The sequence below is a fragment of the Nitrospira sp. genome, from assembly GCA_035968315.1.
Classification (GTDB): domain Bacteria; phylum Nitrospirota; class Nitrospiria; order Nitrospirales; family Nitrospiraceae; genus Nitrospira_D.
In genome coordinates, this window is sequence record JAVYIN010000005.1 from 532125 (window position 1) to 549050 (window position 16926).

The following is a 16926-nucleotide window of genomic DNA, read 5'->3' on the forward strand; positions in this document are numbered from 1 at the left end:
GGGTCTGGAGTGATTTCGACTGTTGATTTTCGCAGTGGGGTTCGTCTGATGGTGGAAGGCGAACCGTATTACATCGTTGATTTTCAGCATGTGAAGCCGGGCAAAGGCGGCGCGTTCGTGCGGACGAAATTGAAGAGCTATCTGTCCAGGAACCTGGTGGAACGCACGTTTCGCTCCGGTGAACGGTTTGAAGAGCCGGATCTTGAAGAACGGGAAATGCAGTTCCTCTATGCCACGGGCGACGACTATACCTTTATGGATACCGAGGCCTACGACCAGCTGACCTTTCCCAAGAATCAGCTGGGCGAGAATGCCGATCTGATCAAAGAAAACATGATCGTGAAGATCCTGGTGTATGAACACCGGCCGATCGATGTGGAATTGCCGAATTTCATCGAACTCAAAGTCGTCGACGGCGAACCGGGCGTGCGCGGCGATACCGCGTCCGGCGGAACCAAGCCCGTCGTGGTCGAAACAGGGGCCACCATCAAAGTTCCCCTCTACCTGGAGGTAGGCACCGTGATTAAAATCGATACCCGCACCCGATCCTATGTGGAGCGTGTCCGGTGAGCACGCGGCGGCCAACACGTGCAAAAAAACAGGGCCGTCCGATCGTGCTGCCACAGACCTTTCCCGGCGGGCAGGCGCCGTCCGATGCCTTGCTCACGGGGAATCAGACCAAGCAGATCCAGGATCTCATCGATCTCCTGCGCCGGAATAACCTGACCGAACTGGAACTCGAGCGGCAAGGCGTCCGCATCCGGGTCCGGCACGAAGTCGGTGTCAAAACCGTCACGACGTCGGTGCAGGAATCGGCGCCGGCCTCATCGCAACCAGCTCCCCAGTCTGGCTCCTCTGCAGGGCCGTCGGCGGAAGAGACCGCCGGGATGATGACGATCACCTCGCCGATCGTCGGCACCTTCTACCGATCTCCGTCTCCCGACGCCGATCCCTATGTCGAAGAGGGGGACTACGTGAAGAAGGGGCAGGTGCTCTGCATCGTCGAAGCGATGAAGCTCATGAACGAGATCGAGTCCGAAACGGACGGGCGCATCGTCAAGATCCTGGGAGAAAGCACCAAGTCGGTCGAATACGGCCAGGCGCTCTTTCTGATCGATCCGAAAGCCACCCCGTAGTCCGCCTCAGCCAATCCACATCGGAGCTACTGCGTGTTCAAGAAAGTTCTCATCGCCAATCGTGGAGAGATCGCCCTGCGGGTGATCCGCGCCTGCAAGGAACTGGGCATCAAGACCGTCGCCATCCACTCGGAGGCGGATGCCGCGAGTTTGCACGTGCGTGCCGCCGACGAAAAGGTCTGCGTGGGCCCGGCGGAGGCCGCCCTCAGCTATCGCAATATTCCCAATGTCCTGAGTGCCGCTGAAATCACCGGCGCCGATGCGATCCATCCCGGGTACGGATTCCTGTCCGAGAATGCCCACTTCGCCGAAGTGTGCGAATCCATCGGCATCAAATTTATCGGGCCCTCGTCCGAGAATATCGCCATGCTGGGCGACAAAGCCAAAGCGCGTGAAATCGTAATGAAGCGCGGCCTTCCGGTCACACCCGGCAGCCCCGGCCAATTGAAGAGCGAAGAAGAGGCCCTGCAAGCCGCGCAGAAGATCGGCTTTCCCGTCATCATCAAGGCTACGGCTGGCGGAGGCGGGCGCGGCATGCGCGTCGTCAACAAGGCCGAAGACCTGGCCCGCGCGTTTCAGGCCGCCCAGGCCGAAGCCAAATCCACGTTCGGCAACGAAAGCGTCTACCTCGAACGGTATTTCCTCGAACCGCGCCATATCGAAGTGCAGGTCATGGCCGACCATCGCGGCCACGTGATCCATCTCGGTGAGCGGGATTGTTCCATCCAGCGGCGGCATCAGAAGCTGCTGGAAGAAACGCCGTCGCCCGCCGTGGACGAAAAGCTGCGAAAAGAAATTGGGCGTGTCGCAGTCGAAGCTGTCAAGGCGGCCCATTACCGGAACGTGGGCACCGTCGAATTTCTCCTCGACAAAGACCGCAATTTCTTTTTCATGGAAGTGAACACCCGCATTCAGGTCGAACATCCCATCACCGAAATGGTGACGGGCATCGATTTGATCAAGGAGCAGATTCGCCTGGCCGCAGGCCTGCCCTTGACCATCCGGCAGCAAGATGTCGTTATGAACGGCCACAGCATGGAATGCCGCATCAACGCCGAGGATCCGGAGAAGTTCACCCCCTCGCCGGGGACGATCACGAGATACTGCCCGCCGGGCGGGTTCGGCGTGCGGGTCGATTCCGTGATGCAAACCGGCGCCGTCGTGGCGCCGCATTATGACTCCATGATCGCCAAGCTCATCACCCACGGCCGAGACCGGCAGGAATGCATGGCCCGCATGCGCCGAGCCCTCGATGAATTCGTCATCGAAGGCATCAAGACGACCATCCCGCTCCACCGCCGCATCCTCGACGACCCCGACTTCCAAAAAGGCCACGTCTCCACCACGTTCCTGGAACGGTTTCTGGCGAGCTAGGGCTCTCCTCTGAAGCTCTGTCTCTTGGCTTAAATCAAGATATTCTCGTCTAGGCGAACCAGCTACCGGTAGAGAGATGCGAGGTCAAGCAACGATCCCAACTCTCCCTCTTAATAGATACGCCAAATTGGAGCGCTGGGATCACGTAGAGGGCCGTCGGCATTCCGACAGCGAAGTTGTCCCTTGTAAATGAAGGGAATCTTCATGAAAACGGGAATGCAGGAATCAGTGAGGGTGGCTTCAACAATCAACGTCTCTTTGCGGACTTGAATAATCCCGCCATCCTTCAAATACAGCATGACAAGTCTACAGACAATGCTGGGGGTGGCTCCCTGGGAAGTAGACTCTTTCACAGTACCGTCGAAGCAAGCCAGGCTGGGAGCGATGGTGATGCGCCTCTTGCCGCCGACAGCCATACCATTCAATCCCAAGCTGATTCCTTGCTGTTCCAGGGACAGGATGCCGCTCTCGTCCACGTTATTGTGAATAAGCACGGATCCTTCCATTTCGAAATAGTCGATGGCGGGGCCGCGATAGATCGGCTTACCATCCCCGGAGGCATAGCGGACTTCAATATCCGCAGTGACTTTGCGGCCCAAAGCAGCGAGGGGGCCATTACCAATCATGAGGTCCTCGATCTGGAGATGCTCTCTCTTCAGTCGTTCCAGGCTCTCCCTTTGTTTTTGGGTGAGGGCGATGGGTGTATAAGGCCCCGTCTCTTCGCTGACGGAGCAACCAAATTGGGCCAGAACGAGAATCAATAGTACCAAGATTCGCTTCGGCATTGTCTCTCCTTCGGTAGCCAAACTGTACCGCTGGATCTGAGTATGGTCAACGAAAGATGCTCAGAGCGCGCAATGCAACAGAGCTGTATCGTGACTGACGTCTCGCTTGGGAATGTGTCGCAAGCTGAAAGTAGTCGCCCGATGCGTTTGTTGGCGAGGGCTACTCCAGCGGGTGGCGGACTCGAAGGCCGGGAAACCGGTGGTAGTCGCGGTCGGCGGTGACCCATTCACTGCCGTGTTCGATTGCCAAGGCCGCGAAGAAGGCATCGGGCACGAGATTACCCTTGACGTCGGTGGTGGCGCAGAGACGAGTGAAGATTTCCCAGTGTCGCGGACCGGGATTGATGATGGTGCAGTTGGGCTGATCGCGAAGTTCTCGGGCAAAGGCCAGCGCTTTCGCCATCGTGCTAGGGGGATTAAAGACCTGTGGATGGGTCACGACGCGAAGAAAACCGCTCAACACGAGGTCGGACACACCGTAGGCCTGCTCGGAGTTAATCAGCGCTTCAAGCCAACGGCGATACGGATCATGGTGCGGTGTATCCTGGCGGTGGGCATAGACGAGCACATTGACGTCAAGAAGAACCATGGGGCCGTTCCATAAAGGCGAGGAGGGCAGCCGAATCGTCCACATCCACGCCGGGTCGGACTCCATGCCCAGACACTGTGGTGAGCTTCACCGGCTTTCTGCTTTGCTGGACAGCTCGGCGAGACAGGACTTGGCGGAGGGCATCTTCAATGACCGCCGTCAATGACTTGCCGGTGTCATGGGCGAATCGTTTCGCCGACTTGAGCAACTGATCGTCGAGCCGAATTGTCGTTCGCATGCATCAGAGCATACCCATGAAGCATCAATATGTCAACGTGGACTCAACCTGAACCGCTGTATTCATGCGATCTAATCCAATCATTGCTCGGTGAGAAATACCATGGCAATCAACGCCCCCAGCGTTGCCCGTTTTCAGTAAATTGGCAATCGCTTAGCGGCTTCTCGTCAGTAGTAATGCCAGATGGGATTGCCGGGAGTAATTTGGGGGAAGGGTTCTTCTCGGCAGGCCTGCAACTTAATCATGTAATCGCCGAACATGTAGAGAGCTTGCCAAGTGATCACAGGATTGCAGGATTCGGTCAGGGTCGCTTCGACAATCAAAGTTTGCTTATGGAGTTCGATGCGATTCTTCGAGGCGTCAGTCAGGTAACAGAAAGCACGGGGGGGCATCCTCGGCGATGTCAGTGCAGACGAGTTTCCGATCGATGGTCATGCGTCGGCGTCCTCCGACAGCCATGCCATTCAAGCCGAGGTCGATTCCGTTCTGCGTCGTACTGAGGACCCTGCTGTCACGGATGTTGCCAGCAAGCCTGCTGAATCCTGGGAAGCTAATAATCGTGCCACTATAGACAACGGTCCCATCGGTATATCGGACCTCAATGTTGGCAGTCAGGCGACGACCTCGAGCAGCGACGGGACCGGTTCCAACTTGGATATCTTCGAGCCGCAAGTAGTCACGTTTTTCGGCCTCACGCAGCAACCGGCCTTCCTCGGGCAGGGAAGAGATATCGTAGGGGCCGATATTTTGGCCACTTTGGCTGCACCCGGAGTTGGCGAGAACGAGAATCAACAGAATCAAAGCTTTCTTCAGCATAGTCTCTCCTTCGGTAACCAAACTGTACCGCCGGATCGGGATGTGGTCAACGAAAGTTGCGTCTGCGGCGCCACCTCGCAGCCTAAGTGGTAGCTGCTCGGCTGCGGCCTGGGTGGGAGGTGTGGCTCGATCGATTCACGTCGTCACTGGGGAAGGCACCGACAGCGGGGGCGAGGTCAAGCACAAGTCAATAATCAGGCTGACCCCATTTCATTCATAGATCTAGCTAGACCAGCGATCGGCGGGGATGTGCGAGGTCAAACAACGACCCCCATCTCTTACTCTCTGCTCAGGCTGCATGGACGAGCTTAGTAAATGTGCCAGTCGGATCCACCAACTTTGGGTTCACTCTTGGTGCGACAACCGGCACTGATGTCAATCAGCGTGAAACTACTACCGGCACGCCAGCGAAACCGGATGGGAGCGCAGGATTCAGTCAAGGTAGCCTCGACAATCAGATTCGATTTGCGAACCTTGATTTCATTGACAAAATGTCGCTCAGGTCTGAGCAAGTGGCACCAAGCATCTGGGCCATCGCAAACCAAGGTTTGATCGACCACGACACGGCGTTTGCCGCCGACAGCCATCCCATTCAGTCCCAATTGGATTCCGTGTTGGCTGTCACTCAACATGAAGCGGTCGGGCAGGTAAGAGGCGAGCAAGCCCTCGAACCCAACATAGGTGACGAGGGGACCCTTGAAAATGGTGGTTCCATCGTCGGCATACCGAACCTCGATCTCGGCCTTCAGCCGACGTCCCCAGGAGGCAATGGCTCCGTTTCCGACTTGGATCTCTTCGATCTTCAGAAACTCTCGCTTCTCTCGCTCCAACCTGGAGCGAACTTCCTCCAGATTCCAAGTGTTGAAGGGGGACAGGTTCTCCCCATAGTTAATGTCACAGCCCCATTGGGCCAGAGCGAGAACCAACAAGGTCAACGTGCGCTTCAGCATAGTTTCTCCTTCGGTAGCCAAACTGTACCGCCGGATCGGAAGATGGTCAACGAAACGCGTCTAAGACGCCATCTCGCCACCTGAGTGGTAGCCGCTTGGCTGTGGCCTCCTGTACAATGCGGCCCCATGCGGACCACACATTCTATTCATACGCTTCGAGGTCTCTACCTCATCCTCGATCCGTCGATTTCACCGACGAAATCGTTGAGTGATGCGCTGCGGCAAGCTGCGCAGGCTGGCGTGAGAATCGTTCAGTACCGCAACAAGACGGCCTCGATGAAGGAGGCCTATGAAGAGGCCCTGCCACTCAGAAAACTCGCGGGAGAGTTGGGCGTGCTGTTCATCGTGAACGATCGCTGTGATCTGGCTCTAGCGGTGGATGCGGACGGGGTGCATCTTGGGCAAGGAGATCTGCCGCTGGATCTGGCTCGGAAGGTGATGGGACCGGACAAGCTGGTTGGCATCTCAACGCACAATCCAGATCAAGTGCGGGCTGCCAGTGCGGGCAAGCCGGACTATCTCGGCTTTGGTCCGATCTTTAAGCCAGGCTCGAAACAGGATCACGATCCGGTGGTAGGCATTGACGGGCTGCGGGCGATTCGTGACCTCACGTCGCTGCCGATCTTTGCCATCGGCGGAATTACGGTCGGGAATGTGGGAGAGGTGATGAAGGCGGGTGCGAACGGCGTCGCGGTCATCTCGGCCATTCTGAAAGCCCAAGACATCAAACAAGCGGTCAGCGACTTCCTCGCACAGATGCCAGCACCAGCTTCGTAAGCTTGTTCATTTCGGTATGCGCCGCCAGTTTTTCTACGGCCCGTTCAAACTGCGCATCAACGTCAGCCATGTAGGAAAGCGGCCCAATCACCGGCATCCCGGAAGACTCTCGTAGTAACTCCACCGTCGAACGTTCCTGTCGTCGTGCCACAGCGGTCTTTGCTGGCACTGTCTGATTGAGCACCAGTGCAAGAACGGGGATCTTCCTCTCACGCAGCGTGTTGAGTGTGAGCATCGCATGGTTCACTCCGCCAAGCCCGACTCGCCCTATGACCAGCACTGAGGCCTTCAACTTCCCGATCAGATCCAGCACATCCATCGATGGAGTGATCGGTACGTGCACCCCGCCAGCGCCTTCAACCAGTAGCAGGTTATGTTGTGTGTGCAGCGCACGGTAGGCCTTCATGATCCTCGCGATCTGAATGGATCGTCGTTCAGCCCTCGCTGCATCTAACGGCGCAACCGGGAGGCGGAAGGCATAGGGCCTGATCAGGTCGAGCGAATCCGAGACGTGCGCCGCCTGCTGAAGGCGAGTGGCATCAGAAGGGCGGCTCTTCTTCACGCCGGTCTCGACCGGCTTCATGACGCCGACATCCAGCCCTTGTTGCTTCAGACTCCAGGCAAGAGCCGCAGTCACGAGCGTCTTGCCGACCGCTGTATCGGTCCCAGTGATAAAAATCCCATGCGTCATGCTATCAGCCATACGCTCTCTGCTCTTTTCTCACAAGTCCCGGCTATCGCAATTCCACACCTGGCCAGACATATCGTTGAGCTGAGCCACATAGACAATCGTGCGTGCCACTTCCTCAAGGGCCGGTGGCCGGCGGAGCGCATGGTCTTGCCAGTCTCGCTGGTCGAGCGTGGCATCCTCGGCCATACTGGTCTGCTGCCAGCCGGGCAAGACGAGATTGACGCGCACGTTCTGCGGTCCCCATTCGCGTGCCGCCGTTTTGACGAGTCCAATCAGGCCGGCTTTCGACGTGGCATAGGCGGCTTGTCCGGTCGATCCGTGGAATCCCGCATGCGAGCCGATGACGACAATCGAGCCGCCGCCGTGCGCCAGCAGGGGAGGAGCCATGGCCTGCAAACAGTGGAAGGTGCCGGTCAGATTCGTCTGCATCACGTCGGCCCACTGTTCTTCCGATTGGCGTACCAGAAGGCTGCTCGCCGCGACCCCCGCATTGCAGATGAACGCATAGGGGGGTGGCGTCTGCTGGCAGAATGTCTCGACCATGCGGCGAACTGCGTCAGCCTCACGAACGTCAGCCTCATAGAGCGCGCCGGTTCCCCCCGTGATCTGGACCGCTCGCAAGGTCTTCTCTGCTTCGGCCTTGCGGCGATGGTAATGTACGCCGATATGCCAGCCGGCTGCGGCAAAGGCCAGGCAGACCGCCCGCCCGATGCCACCTGAGGCTCCGGTCACCAAGACCGATGGGCGAGTCGTGTGTTTCGCTCGGACTGTTCGTGGGGGAGAAGCCATAGAGAAAGGGATTATGAAAGCAGCCCATCCGCAACGCAAGTCTCTGCCGTCTGATACCAGGCTCTTCTTGCTGCCTCTGCAAGTCCTATGATACGGTCCTTTTCAACAGAGGAGGGGATGCATGCGGCACAGATCAAGGACATTCTTCGCATGGGCTCTTACGGGGCTGCTCGTGGCGACGGCGGCATTCGATCACCGTGTCTGCGTGGCGGCTGAAGAGGCCCTGCCGATTGCCCAATCCGCCGACTACTTTCCCGACCAGATCGGCAACCGCTGGCAGTATCGCGGGCAGATTTCCGAAGGCCCGATCCAAACTATCGACCTCAAATACTTTTCGAATGTGTCCGAGGTCACCGGCACGAAGAACCTGAACGGCATCACCGTCACTGTCTTTCACGACAGCAATCCCGGCAACCATGGCGAATCGGAGAGCTACTATCGGCGCGATGTCGTCGGCATTGTGTATTATGGCTCCGATCCCGGCACGCCGCTCGAAAAACAAATCACGCCCTATCAGATCGTCCGGTTTCCGATGAAGGCCCCGTCCTCCTTCCAGCAGTTCGACCGTGCGGGACTGGACTTCGGCGCCGATATGGATCGCGATGGCACCGATGAAACGGTGGATGTGAAGGGCTGGTCCAGTGTGGTGGGCCGTGAAAGCGTCACGGTGCCGGCCGGCACGTTTCACGATACCGTCAAGGTGGAAGCGCGCATGATCATGCAGATTCACCTGTCGGGAGGGGAGAAGTCCGCTCGCGGGACCGATGTGATGACGGCCTGGTTTGCCAAAGGGGTCGGGCTGGTGAAGTATGTCGAGCGGCAGGAACTCTCGACCGTGAAGGAAGACCGGGGCGTGGTGACCGAAATTATGGAAGAACTGGAAGAATACCGCATCGCGCCGGCGCGCGGGTCAGTCAGCCGCCTCGAACCCGCGGCGGAGGGTATTCTCACTGATGACCCGGCTGATCATGAATTGCGCCAGGTAGTCCTCTCCTCCCGCCTTCGCCCCCACTCCTGACAGCCGATGTCCGCCGAACGGCTGGCGGCCCACCAAGGCGCCGGTGATCGGCCGGTTGACATAGAGATTCCCCACGTCGAACCGCGCTCGCGCCAGCGCCAGATTGGCCGGGCTGCGCGAATAGATGCCGCCGGTGAGGGCATAGGCCGTCCCATTCGCGATCTCGAGCGCCTCCTCCATATCGGCAGCTTTCATCACCGCCAGCACCGGGCCGAATATTTCCTCTTGCGCGAGACGATGATGGGGCTTCACCTCCGCCACCACGGTTGGTCCGACGAAGAAGCCGGGCCCTTCGGACGAGCGGCGAACCAGCAGGCGGCCCTCTCGTGCGCCTGCCGCAATGCACTCCTCGATGCGCTGTTTCGCTCTGGCATCGATGACCGGGCCGACCTGCGTGCCGGGATCACGCGGATCGCCGATCGTGAGACTCATGACGGCGTCGTTCAAACGAGAGAGAAATGGCTCGTACACCGACTCATGCACAATGGCGCGCGAACAGGCCGAGCACTTCTGGCCGGCGTATCCGGTGAAAGAGGCCACCACGCCAAGAATGGCTTCATCGAGATCCGCTGAGTCATCGACGATGATCGCGTTCTTCCCGCCCATCTCCGCGATGACCCGCTTGACGTGCCGTTGGCCTGGTTGGACGGCCGCCGCACCGGCGAGAATCTGCAGCCCCACAGCTTTTGAGCCGGTGAAGGCAATCGTTGAGACTTCCGGACGACCCACCAACGCTCGCCCGATCTCCGGTCCACCAGGAAGGCACATCAGCGCCTCTGGCGGGACGCCGGCCTCAAGAAGAATATCGGTCAGCAACCGGCCCATCAGCGGCGCCCGTTCCGACGGTTTGAACAGGACCGTATTTCCGGTCACCAGCGCCGCCGCCACCATGCCGGTGGGAATGGCGAGGGGAAAATTCCAGGGCGCGATGACTGCCGCCACGCCACGCGGCCCATACACCCGGTGGTTGAGCTCGCCTGGCCGGTCTCCAAGCTTAAGCGGCTGTGCCAACCGTTCCATGTGGCTCGCGTAGTATTCGAGGAAGTCGATGGCTTCGGCGACATCCGCATCCGCTTCCCGCCAAGGTTTGCCCACCTCGACGATCTCCCAGGCCGCCAGTTCATACCGCCGTGTGCGCATCAGCGCCGCCGCGTGCTTCATGACGGCCACCCGCTCGTCGGCAGGGCGGCGATGCCAGGTCTCGGCATGGGACTGGGCCAGACGCACGGCCGATTCGATATCTGCCTCCGATGCCGTTCGCACCGTGGCAACGATGTCGTCCGGCTGTGCCGGATTGTGCGACTCCATCAGCGGCCCGTTCAGACGGAGAGCGTTCGTGGCCGGCTCCAGAATATTTCCTTTGCGCGCCCGCACTGACGTGATCGCATCCTGCATCGCAGTCCGCAGAGGCAGGCGTGAGAAATCGCTGTGCGGCTCATTCCGGAACCCATCCGATGATGCGGGAGCACTCGGTTGGCTGAGCACCGCCGGCGGCGCCAAGAGCGTCGCGAGCGACTGGGACTCGACATATTCTTTGCGGAGAAAGGATTCGTTGGATGTGTTTTCGAGCAAGCGGCGAACCAAATAGGCCATGCCCGGCAACAAGCGCCCCACCGGTGTGTAGAGCCGCACCCGGCGGCCGAGTGTGACCATCGCATGTTGAAACGGTTCGGCCATGCCGTAGATCATCTGATATTCAACCGTCTCCGGTGCGAGCCTGAGCGACTCCGCGACCGCCTCAATGACCGCCAGCGTGCGCAGGTTATGGGTGCCGAAGGCGGGACGGATGAGCGGTGAGTGCTGGAGGATCGTATGGGCCAGCGATTCATAGTGGGCATCTGTCTCGGCTTTCTGTTCGAACAGCGGTACCGGCCATCCGGCTTGGCGATACCGGACGGTGTCCGAATCCCAATAGGCGCCTTTGACCAGGCGAATCGTGATGGGCGTCCCGCGTGCGCGCACCCAGGACAGGAGATCATGAATGTCCTGCTCGGTCTCGCGATGATAGGCTTGCAGCGCGAGGCCGGCATGGGGATAAGACCGATAGGCCGGTTCGGCGAACAATCGCGTGAAGATCGAGCGCAGCAGGTCTTTCGTGTCGGCTTGCTCCATGTCGAAGATCAATCCGCAAGCGGTCGCTGCCGCGAGATCCACGATGGGCCGAAGCCTGGCTGCCACGGCGCGATAGCAGCCCTCCGGGTCGATCGCATCCAGCCGCGAGGTCAGCGCAGAAATTTTGAGCGAGAGCTGGACTCGCGGCAAGGGGCCAAGATGATCCCGCTCCAGCCGCGGGGAGGGCGCCCAGGAAGCTGCTGCCTGGCTCAGGGTGGTCAATGCCTCCAGGCAGCGATCGCGGTACTGATCTGCCTCGGTCTCGCTGATCGTCGCTTCCCCCAGAAGGTCAACGGACCAGGTCCGCCCCTCTGTCCACAAGCGCGCGAAGACAGGCGCTGCTTCCGCAACCGTGGCTCCGGCGATAAAGAGGCGCGCCATTTGCTCGACGTGGTGACGGATGGCTTTGCCGGTCATTCGCGCGCCGATCCCGGTCGATGCGAGCGTCTTCAATCCCCACTGAAGGCCAAAGAGTTCAGTATCGACTTGGCCGAAATACTCCTCTGCCAGTGAGACGACACGGGCATCGTCGGCCACCGCCGGCAGGACATCGATGAAGCGGAAGAGGCGCGTTTTGAACGCCGGATCCTTCATGGCCAGATTGATCGCCGCGTGGGACCACCAACGGCGCTCGAAGAGAGTCGGAGAGAGGCCGGCGGAGAGTTGAGCCAAGTGCGCTCCGATACGGAGAATCGCCGGTTCGAGTGAGTGGGAATTTGCCATCCTGCGCTCCTCTCGTTGCCATGAGGTGGTTGCAGTATACTCCATCCGATTCGTATCAGCGCTCGATTCCCTCAGCGGGACCTCTCATGGTGAAGGCTCTGTGCAGTGTGCCGGTTGAACAATTCCATCCATTTCGTTTAACATGCGAAAGATAAGCTTGTTCACCGGAGACCGGCTAGGGTGGACCGTATGAATTTTATCTTCAGGAGGAAGAATGACCGCGACCGACCAGCCTGTCTCGACAGATCGGACTGCCTTCTCGTACACGAATTTCACGCTCTTTTGTGTCGTGGTCGCCGCCACGTTGATCGGCATTCCGCTCTACGGCTACTACGTCGGGTTTGCCCTCTTTGATTGGATTCTCTTCTTCGTCATGTACATTGTGACCGGGCTGGGTATTACGGTGGGGTACCATCGGTTGGTCTCACACCGGAGTTTCGAGTGTCCCGACTGGGTGAAGCGCATCATTTTGATCGTGGGCGGATGGGCGCTGCAGAACTCCGCCTTGATCTGGTGCGCCGACCACATTCGCCATCATGCCAAGACCGACACGGACGAGGACCCCTACAATGCCAGCAAGGGATTTTGGCATAGCCACTGCGGCTGGCTTTTTTACGAAACACCTCATCGCACCGACAAATATGAAATCCGCCTCCGCCGCGATCCGGTAATTCTCTGGCAGCATCGCTATTACTGGCTGATCGTCCTCTCCGGGCTGGTGTTGCCGTTTGCCCTCGGCCTCTGGTGGCATGGCAATTTGATGGGTGGGATCAGCGCGCTCTTGATGGGCGGACTCTTGCGCATGTTTCTGGTGCTGAACTCGACATTTACGATCAATTCGCTCTGCCACATGATCGGCAGCCAGCCGCATGGCACGCAAGACAGCAGCCGGGATAGCTGGCTCATCTCCTTCGTGAGCTTCGGGGAGGGGTATCACAACTACCACCACACCTATGCCCGCGATTACCGGAACGGTCCTGAATGGTATAATTTCGACCCCTCGAAGTGGATCATTTATACCCTCTCGCTATTCGGACTGGCGACCAATCTGCGCCGCCTCGACCCCACGGTATTCTAGCTTCCAGGCGAGTCTTCCCCGGTCGGGCCATACCACACGATGGTCCGACCGGCCCATTTCATTTCACGTACGCCATCGCTTATGATGACCGGACAGAGGATCGTATCCTGACGGCCAGCGGCCAGATTGCTGGTCGCGGCACACACATAGAGCGGGAGGAACACAGTATGGCTGACGAACATTCGGGAGGCGCTCCGCAGGCGCAACCGAAAGATGCGCTCATCGCCGGCGTAAAACATATTATTGCGGTCAGCAGCGGCAAGGGCGGCGTGGGCAAGTCCACCGTCTCGGCTAATTTGGCCTGCGCCTTGGCGCTCACTGGCGCCAAAGTCGGTCTCTTGGACGCGGACCTCTATGGTCCCAACATCCCGATGATGATGGGGAGCACCTCAGGCCCCGGGCAAAAAGACGGGAAGATCGTTCCCGTCGAAAGCCATGGCGTGAAACTGATCTCCATGGCCTTCCTCGTTCCGGAAGAAGCGCCGCTTGTCTGGCGCGGCCCGATGGTCCATCAATACCTCCAGGCCTTTTTCCGAGATGTGCTCTGGGGCGAACTGGACTATCTGTTGATCGACTTGCCGCCCGGCACCGGCGACGTCCAGTTGTCGCTGTCGCAAATGGTTCCGCTGGCCGGCGCCATCACCGTCACCACGCCGCAGGAAGTGGCCCTGTACGATGTGCGCAAGGGCATGGCGATGTTTCAGAAGGTGAATGTGCCGCTGCTGGGCATCGTCGAAAACATGAGCCACTTCGTGTGCGGCCATTGCGGCGAACGCACGGAGATTTTTTCCTACGGCGGTGGCGAGCGCGCGGCGGAGAAGCTGGGCATTCCGTTCCTCGGCCGCATTCCCATCGATCCGGCGATTCGCGACGGCGGAGACACCGGCCATCCCATCGTAACGGCCAATCCGGCTTCGCCCCAGGCCGCCGCGTTTCGTGAGATTGCGCAGAAAATCATCGCCGCGGTCGGCGGCCCTGCCGACCAGGGCAAGCCCTCCATCGGGAACTTGCTCGATAAACTGAAACAGCCCTTTACTAAAAGCTCATAACTCGACGGAGGCGTCAGATGGGAGAATTCGTACGTGTGGCCGGCACAGCTGATGTGCAACCGGGCCATGGCATTGTGGCGGAAGTGGGCGGCAAGACCCTCGCGGTATTCAATGTGGACGGCACCTTTCACGCGATCGATAACACCTGCGTGCATCGGGGCGGGCCGCTCGGCGAAGGCGACGTGGAGGGCCATGTCGTGGCCTGTCCCTGGCACGGCTGGCAGTTCAACATCGCCACGGGCGAATGCGTGAAGAATCCATCGGCCAAAGTTGATGTCTACCAAGTGAAGGTCGAAGGGGCTGACATCAAAGTCTTGCTCTAACCGATCGACAGAAAGAGGGCTCATGGCCACCTCAGCAACAGAACAAGTCGATATCGCGGCCGCACTCGTTCGCCTGTACGTGTTTCTGGCCCAATACCTCGACCGCTGCTTCGATGAGGTGGCTCGCAAGAGCTACCCGGACTCAGAACTCCAAGGTCACCTGACCGAGACCAGACGGCAGCTCATGGAGATTCTTGCGGTGAATCCCGTGGTGAAGAAAAAGCTCGGGGAAGAGTGCGACCGCATCTTGGCGCTCGGCGCGGCCTGTTTGAAGTCTGGCGCCGCCGATGCCAAGACCCGCGAGTCTATCCAGGCAGAACGCGCGATCCTCAGGCACAAGACCTTGGCGCTGAGCGACCTGGTCGCAGTGTTCCGCGCCTTAGAGTAGCCATCCTATGGGCCAGCCCGGACTTGATAAACATCAATTGGCCGGCTTTGATGTTCGGCTGCGTGGGTTCAGCCGCCCGATCGAATTTGAGCAGAGGGAAGAGGGCTACTGCGCCGTCTTTCGGTATGAAACGACTCGCGTCGAAAGCCCGTTCCAGGCGACGCAGGACGCGGCGCTCAGGCTGCTGATCCAGACGCTCCACGCGCATGGGTACCGGCAATTACGCACGCAAATGAGCTTTCGCGGCGGGGTGTATCTGGGCTCGCAAGAGGCCTGGGTCGAATACCAGGATCCGCAGCCGGACCCGGAGCCGGAAGGGCTCATGACAAGACTCCTCAGTTGGTTCCGTCCACGTGCCGCGAAAGAGTAACCATCGGCCATGAGTTTTATCTCGCTGGAGCAGCTTCGGTCCTCGTCGGCGATCAGCCGCCCGCGACTGCCTTCCTGGTTCAAGGTCGAGGCCAAAACCGGCCAGGACTATCTCGACATCAAGCAGACGATGGACCGGCTCAAGCTCCACACGATCTGCGAAGAAGCCCGCTGCCCCAATCGCTGGGAATGCTGGAATGCGCGCACGGCCACCTTCCTCATCCTTGGCGACATCTGTACTAGACGCTGCCACTACTGTTCGGTCGAAACGGGGCGGCCCGTGGCGGTCGATCATGGAGAGCCTCAGCGAGTCGCCGAAGCAATCCAGGCGCTTGGCCTGCGCCATGCGGTCATCACATCGGTGAACCGGGATGAGTTGGAAGACGGCGGCGCCGCGATCTTTGCCGAGACGATTCGGCAAGCCAGGCAGCTGAGTCCCGCATGCACCATTGAAGTCTTGATCCCGGACTTTGAAGGAAATGAGGCGGCCCTTGCGGCTGTCTGCGCCGAGCAGCCGGAGATTCTGAATCACAATATTGAAACGGTGAGACGGTTATTCCCTTCGCTGAGGCCGCAAGGGAAATATCAACGATCGCTTGAACTTCTTAGACTGGCCAAGCAGCTGGGCATGACGACCAAGTCTGGACTGATTCTCGGGATGGGCGAAACGCTGGATGAAGCCCGTGAAGTCATGCAGGCCTTGCGATCGGTCCATTGCGACATCTTCACCATCGGACAATATCTCCAGCCGACGAGAGACCATCTGCCCGTTGCAAAATATTATGACCCTTCCGAATTCGCGGCACTCAAAGAGGAGGGATTGGCGATGGGATTTACTCACGTCGAGTCCGGCCCCCTCGTGCGCAGTTCGTACCATGCCGAGCAGCAGGTGGCGTCGACCTAGATTCTCTTCCATCCCGAGATCACGCAGCGCTGTGCGATCAGTGGAACAAATTGAGGCACCTGCTCTGCGATCCCGTTCATAAACTGGTCTGCCAGAGACTGATTCTCAAAGCATTCGTACACGTCATCAAGAAATCCGCCTCGGAGCAGGGGATGGTGCAGAAACTCACGGCCTGGGCCTGTGGCAATCTCAAGTGGGTACTCCACCGCTTCGATTCGTTCTAGCCCTAGCCACTCCAGCCAGCCACGTGCCTCCTTCACAGATGGACGCTCGGCAAGATACTCCTGAAATCGCACGCGTTCCCTTGCCAAGCTCTGCCGTACCATGTCCTGCTCAACGCGTTGCCAGAGCGAATCAAACGTTCCCAGCGAAGGGAATGTCAGCACGATTTGACCACCGGGTGCGAGGTGCTCACTCAAGCCTCGTATTGCCTCCAAGCGGTTGGGACGGAAGAACATGACCGAGAGATTGCCGGTGATGCGATCAAACTTGGGAAGGCCGCCAGGCAGCGCGCGCATGTCGGCGCAGTCGAAGCGCAGCCAGGGGAGCTGTGAGCCTTGAATGGCTCTGGCGCGAGCGACTTGATGCTGACTCAAATCGACGGCCAGAACCTGTCCCGTCGGGCCAACCTGTTCAGCCAGATACAATGCGGGAATGCCGTGGCCGGATGCGATGTCGAGGATTCGCAACCCTGGACGGAGATCAAGATGGCGAAGCAACGATTCCGCAAACGGCGTGGACCAATAGTCGTGTGCTGGAAGAGGCCAACGGACTGTATGCTCGGTCATCCGCTCACGTCCATTTCTTCGTTCTATTG

The 16926-nt window shown here is 59.1% G+C and carries 20 protein-coding genes; 11 read left to right on the forward strand and 9 right to left on the reverse strand.

All coding sequences use genetic code 11. From position 1 onward, the window contains the following. The first annotated feature begins 9 nt into the window (after positions 1 to 9). The 3 genes from efp to accC are packed head-to-tail and all read left to right on the forward strand — an operon-like array spanning position 10 to position 2510. Positions 10 to 570, forward strand: a complete 561-nt coding sequence (gene efp / locus RI101_06065) for an elongation factor P (GenBank protein MEC4889610.1) — start codon at positions 10 to 12, stop codon at positions 568 to 570. Then, positions 567 to 1136 (forward strand): acetyl-CoA carboxylase biotin carboxyl carrier protein, encoded by a 570-nt coding sequence (accB, locus tag RI101_06070; protein ID MEC4889611.1) that lies wholly within the window; start codon positions 567 to 569, stop codon positions 1134 to 1136. The genes efp and accB overlap by 4 nt, the downstream gene beginning before the upstream one ends. A gap of 33 nt (positions 1137 to 1169) precedes the next feature. After that, positions 1170 to 2510 (forward strand): acetyl-CoA carboxylase biotin carboxylase subunit, encoded by a 1341-nt coding sequence (accC, locus tag RI101_06075; protein ID MEC4889612.1) that lies wholly within the window; start codon positions 1170 to 1172, stop codon positions 2508 to 2510. A gap of 110 nt (positions 2511 to 2620) precedes the next feature. Here accC and RI101_06080 read toward each other — a convergent pair whose 3' ends face one another. The 5 genes from RI101_06080 to RI101_06100 form a co-directional block, all read right to left on the reverse strand. Then, positions 2621 to 3295, reverse strand: coding sequence for a hypothetical protein (locus RI101_06080; protein ID MEC4889613.1), 675 nt, complete (start codon positions 3293 to 3295; stop codon positions 2621 to 2623). A gap of 160 nt (positions 3296 to 3455) precedes the next feature. Next, a complete protein-coding gene (locus RI101_06085; protein ID MEC4889614.1) occupies positions 3456 to 3884 on the reverse strand; it encodes a type II toxin-antitoxin system VapC family toxin in 429 nt (142 codons plus the stop codon). Further along, complete coding sequence (locus tag RI101_06090; protein ID MEC4889615.1) at positions 3871 to 4122, reverse strand: DUF6364 family protein; 252 nt, start codon at positions 4120 to 4122, stop codon at positions 3871 to 3873. The genes RI101_06085 and RI101_06090 overlap by 14 nt, the downstream gene beginning before the upstream one ends. A gap of 360 nt (positions 4123 to 4482) precedes the next feature. Then, positions 4483 to 4938: a hypothetical protein gene (locus RI101_06095; GenBank protein MEC4889616.1), complete on the reverse strand. Its 456-nt coding sequence runs from the start codon at positions 4936 to 4938 to the stop codon at positions 4483 to 4485. Positions 4939 to 5246: 308 nt separating this feature from the next. Further along, positions 5247 to 5888 carry a hypothetical protein gene (locus tag RI101_06100; GenBank protein MEC4889617.1) on the reverse strand — a complete coding sequence of 214 codons (642 nt, stop codon included), beginning with the start codon at positions 5886 to 5888 and terminating at the stop codon, positions 5247 to 5249. A 126-nt stretch (positions 5889 to 6014) separates the two neighbouring features. Between RI101_06100 and thiE the strand changes: the two genes are divergently transcribed. Then, the gene (gene thiE / locus RI101_06105; GenBank protein ID MEC4889618.1) at positions 6015 to 6665 is read left to right on the forward strand and encodes a thiamine phosphate synthase; all 651 of its coding nucleotides are present in this window, start codon (positions 6015 to 6017) and stop codon (positions 6663 to 6665) included. On the opposite strand, the gene bioD is transcribed toward thiE, so the two are convergent. Both bioD and RI101_06115 read right to left on the reverse strand, forming a co-directional pair. Further along, positions 6625 to 7368, reverse strand: coding sequence for a dethiobiotin synthase (gene bioD / locus RI101_06110; GenBank protein MEC4889619.1), 744 nt, complete (start codon positions 7366 to 7368; stop codon positions 6625 to 6627). The genes thiE and bioD overlap by 41 nt on opposite strands. A gap of 18 nt (positions 7369 to 7386) precedes the next feature. Next, a complete protein-coding gene (locus RI101_06115; protein ID MEC4889620.1) occupies positions 7387 to 8145 on the reverse strand; it encodes an SDR family NAD(P)-dependent oxidoreductase in 759 nt (252 codons plus the stop codon). A 121-nt stretch (positions 8146 to 8266) separates the two neighbouring features. Between RI101_06115 and RI101_06120 the strand changes: the two genes are divergently transcribed. After that, positions 8267 to 9163: a hypothetical protein gene (locus RI101_06120; GenBank protein ID MEC4889621.1), complete on the forward strand. Its 897-nt coding sequence runs from the start codon at positions 8267 to 8269 to the stop codon at positions 9161 to 9163. Here RI101_06120 and RI101_06125 read toward each other — a convergent pair. After that, positions 9056 to 11998 carry a proline dehydrogenase family protein gene (locus RI101_06125; protein ID MEC4889622.1) on the reverse strand — a complete coding sequence of 981 codons (2943 nt, stop codon included), beginning with the start codon at positions 11996 to 11998 and terminating at the stop codon, positions 9056 to 9058. The two genes, RI101_06120 and RI101_06125, sit on opposite strands and share 108 nt — an antisense overlap. Positions 11999 to 12212: 214 nt before the next feature. On the opposite strand from RI101_06125, the gene RI101_06130 reads away from it, so the two are divergent. The 6 genes from RI101_06130 (at position 12213) to lipA (ending at position 16109) form a co-directional block, all read left to right on the forward strand. Next, complete coding sequence (locus tag RI101_06130; GenBank protein ID MEC4889623.1) at positions 12213 to 13076, forward strand: fatty acid desaturase; 864 nt, start codon at positions 12213 to 12215, stop codon at positions 13074 to 13076. Positions 13077 to 13243: 167 nt separating this feature from the next. Then, positions 13244 to 14125, forward strand: coding sequence for an Mrp/NBP35 family ATP-binding protein (locus tag RI101_06135; protein MEC4889624.1), 882 nt, complete (start codon positions 13244 to 13246; stop codon positions 14123 to 14125). A gap of 17 nt (positions 14126 to 14142) precedes the next feature. Then, entirely contained in the window at positions 14143 to 14448 is a 306-nt protein-coding gene (locus RI101_06140) for a Rieske 2Fe-2S domain-containing protein (GenBank protein ID MEC4889625.1), read from the forward strand. 22 nt (positions 14449 to 14470) lie between these two features. Continuing rightward, positions 14471 to 14836 (forward strand): hypothetical protein, encoded by a 366-nt coding sequence (locus RI101_06145; protein MEC4889626.1) that lies wholly within the window; start codon positions 14471 to 14473, stop codon positions 14834 to 14836. A gap of 7 nt (positions 14837 to 14843) precedes the next feature. Beyond that, positions 14844 to 15206, forward strand: coding sequence for a hypothetical protein (locus RI101_06150; GenBank protein MEC4889627.1), 363 nt, complete (start codon positions 14844 to 14846; stop codon positions 15204 to 15206). A gap of 9 nt (positions 15207 to 15215) precedes the next feature. Further along, complete coding sequence (gene lipA, locus RI101_06155; GenBank protein MEC4889628.1) at positions 15216 to 16109, forward strand: lipoyl synthase; 894 nt, start codon at positions 15216 to 15218, stop codon at positions 16107 to 16109. Here lipA and RI101_06160 read toward each other — a convergent pair. Beyond that, entirely contained in the window at positions 16106 to 16897 is a 792-nt protein-coding gene (locus RI101_06160) for a class I SAM-dependent methyltransferase (protein ID MEC4889629.1), read from the reverse strand. The two genes, lipA and RI101_06160, sit on opposite strands and share 4 nt — an antisense overlap. Positions 16898 to 16926 lie beyond the last annotated feature (29 nt).

Excerpts from the sequence above, each read along its gene's own strand:
- RI101_06150 (MEC4889627.1), top strand. The coding sequence starts at position 14,844 with ATGGGCCAGCCCGGACTTGATAAACATCAATTGGCCGGCTTTGATGTT.
- RI101_06120 (MEC4889621.1), top strand. The coding sequence starts at position 8,267 with ATGCGGCACAGATCAAGGACATTCTTCGCATGGGCTCTTACGGGGCTG.
- RI101_06160 (MEC4889629.1), bottom strand. The coding sequence starts at position 16,897 with ATGACCGAGCATACAGTCCGTTGGCCTCTTCCAGCACACGACTATTGG.
- thiE (MEC4889618.1), top strand. The coding sequence starts at position 6,015 with ATGCGGACCACACATTCTATTCATACGCTTCGAGGTCTCTACCTCATC.
- RI101_06135 (MEC4889624.1), top strand. The coding sequence starts at position 13,244 with ATGGCTGACGAACATTCGGGAGGCGCTCCGCAGGCGCAACCGAAAGAT.
- bioD (MEC4889619.1), bottom strand. The coding sequence starts at position 7,368 with ATGGCTGATAGCATGACGCATGGGATTTTTATCACTGGGACCGATACA.
- RI101_06100 (MEC4889617.1), bottom strand. The coding sequence starts at position 5,888 with ATGCTGAAGCGCACGTTGACCTTGTTGGTTCTCGCTCTGGCCCAATGG.
- lipA (MEC4889628.1), top strand. The coding sequence starts at position 15,216 with ATGAGTTTTATCTCGCTGGAGCAGCTTCGGTCCTCGTCGGCGATCAGC.
- RI101_06130 (MEC4889623.1), top strand. The coding sequence starts at position 12,213 with ATGACCGCGACCGACCAGCCTGTCTCGACAGATCGGACTGCCTTCTCG.
- RI101_06125 (MEC4889622.1), bottom strand. The coding sequence starts at position 11,998 with ATGGCAAATTCCCACTCACTCGAACCGGCGATTCTCCGTATCGGAGCG.
- RI101_06080 (MEC4889613.1), bottom strand. The coding sequence starts at position 3,295 with ATGCCGAAGCGAATCTTGGTACTATTGATTCTCGTTCTGGCCCAATTT.
- RI101_06085 (MEC4889614.1), bottom strand. The coding sequence starts at position 3,884 with ATGGTTCTTCTTGACGTCAATGTGCTCGTCTATGCCCACCGCCAGGAT.
- RI101_06115 (MEC4889620.1), bottom strand. The coding sequence starts at position 8,145 with ATGGCTTCTCCCCCACGAACAGTCCGAGCGAAACACACGACTCGCCCA.
- RI101_06140 (MEC4889625.1), top strand. The coding sequence starts at position 14,143 with ATGGGAGAATTCGTACGTGTGGCCGGCACAGCTGATGTGCAACCGGGC.
- RI101_06145 (MEC4889626.1), top strand. The coding sequence starts at position 14,471 with ATGGCCACCTCAGCAACAGAACAAGTCGATATCGCGGCCGCACTCGTT.
- RI101_06090 (MEC4889615.1), bottom strand. The coding sequence starts at position 4,122 with ATGCGAACGACAATTCGGCTCGACGATCAGTTGCTCAAGTCGGCGAAA.
- RI101_06095 (MEC4889616.1), bottom strand. The coding sequence starts at position 4,938 with ATGCTGAAGAAAGCTTTGATTCTGTTGATTCTCGTTCTCGCCAACTCC.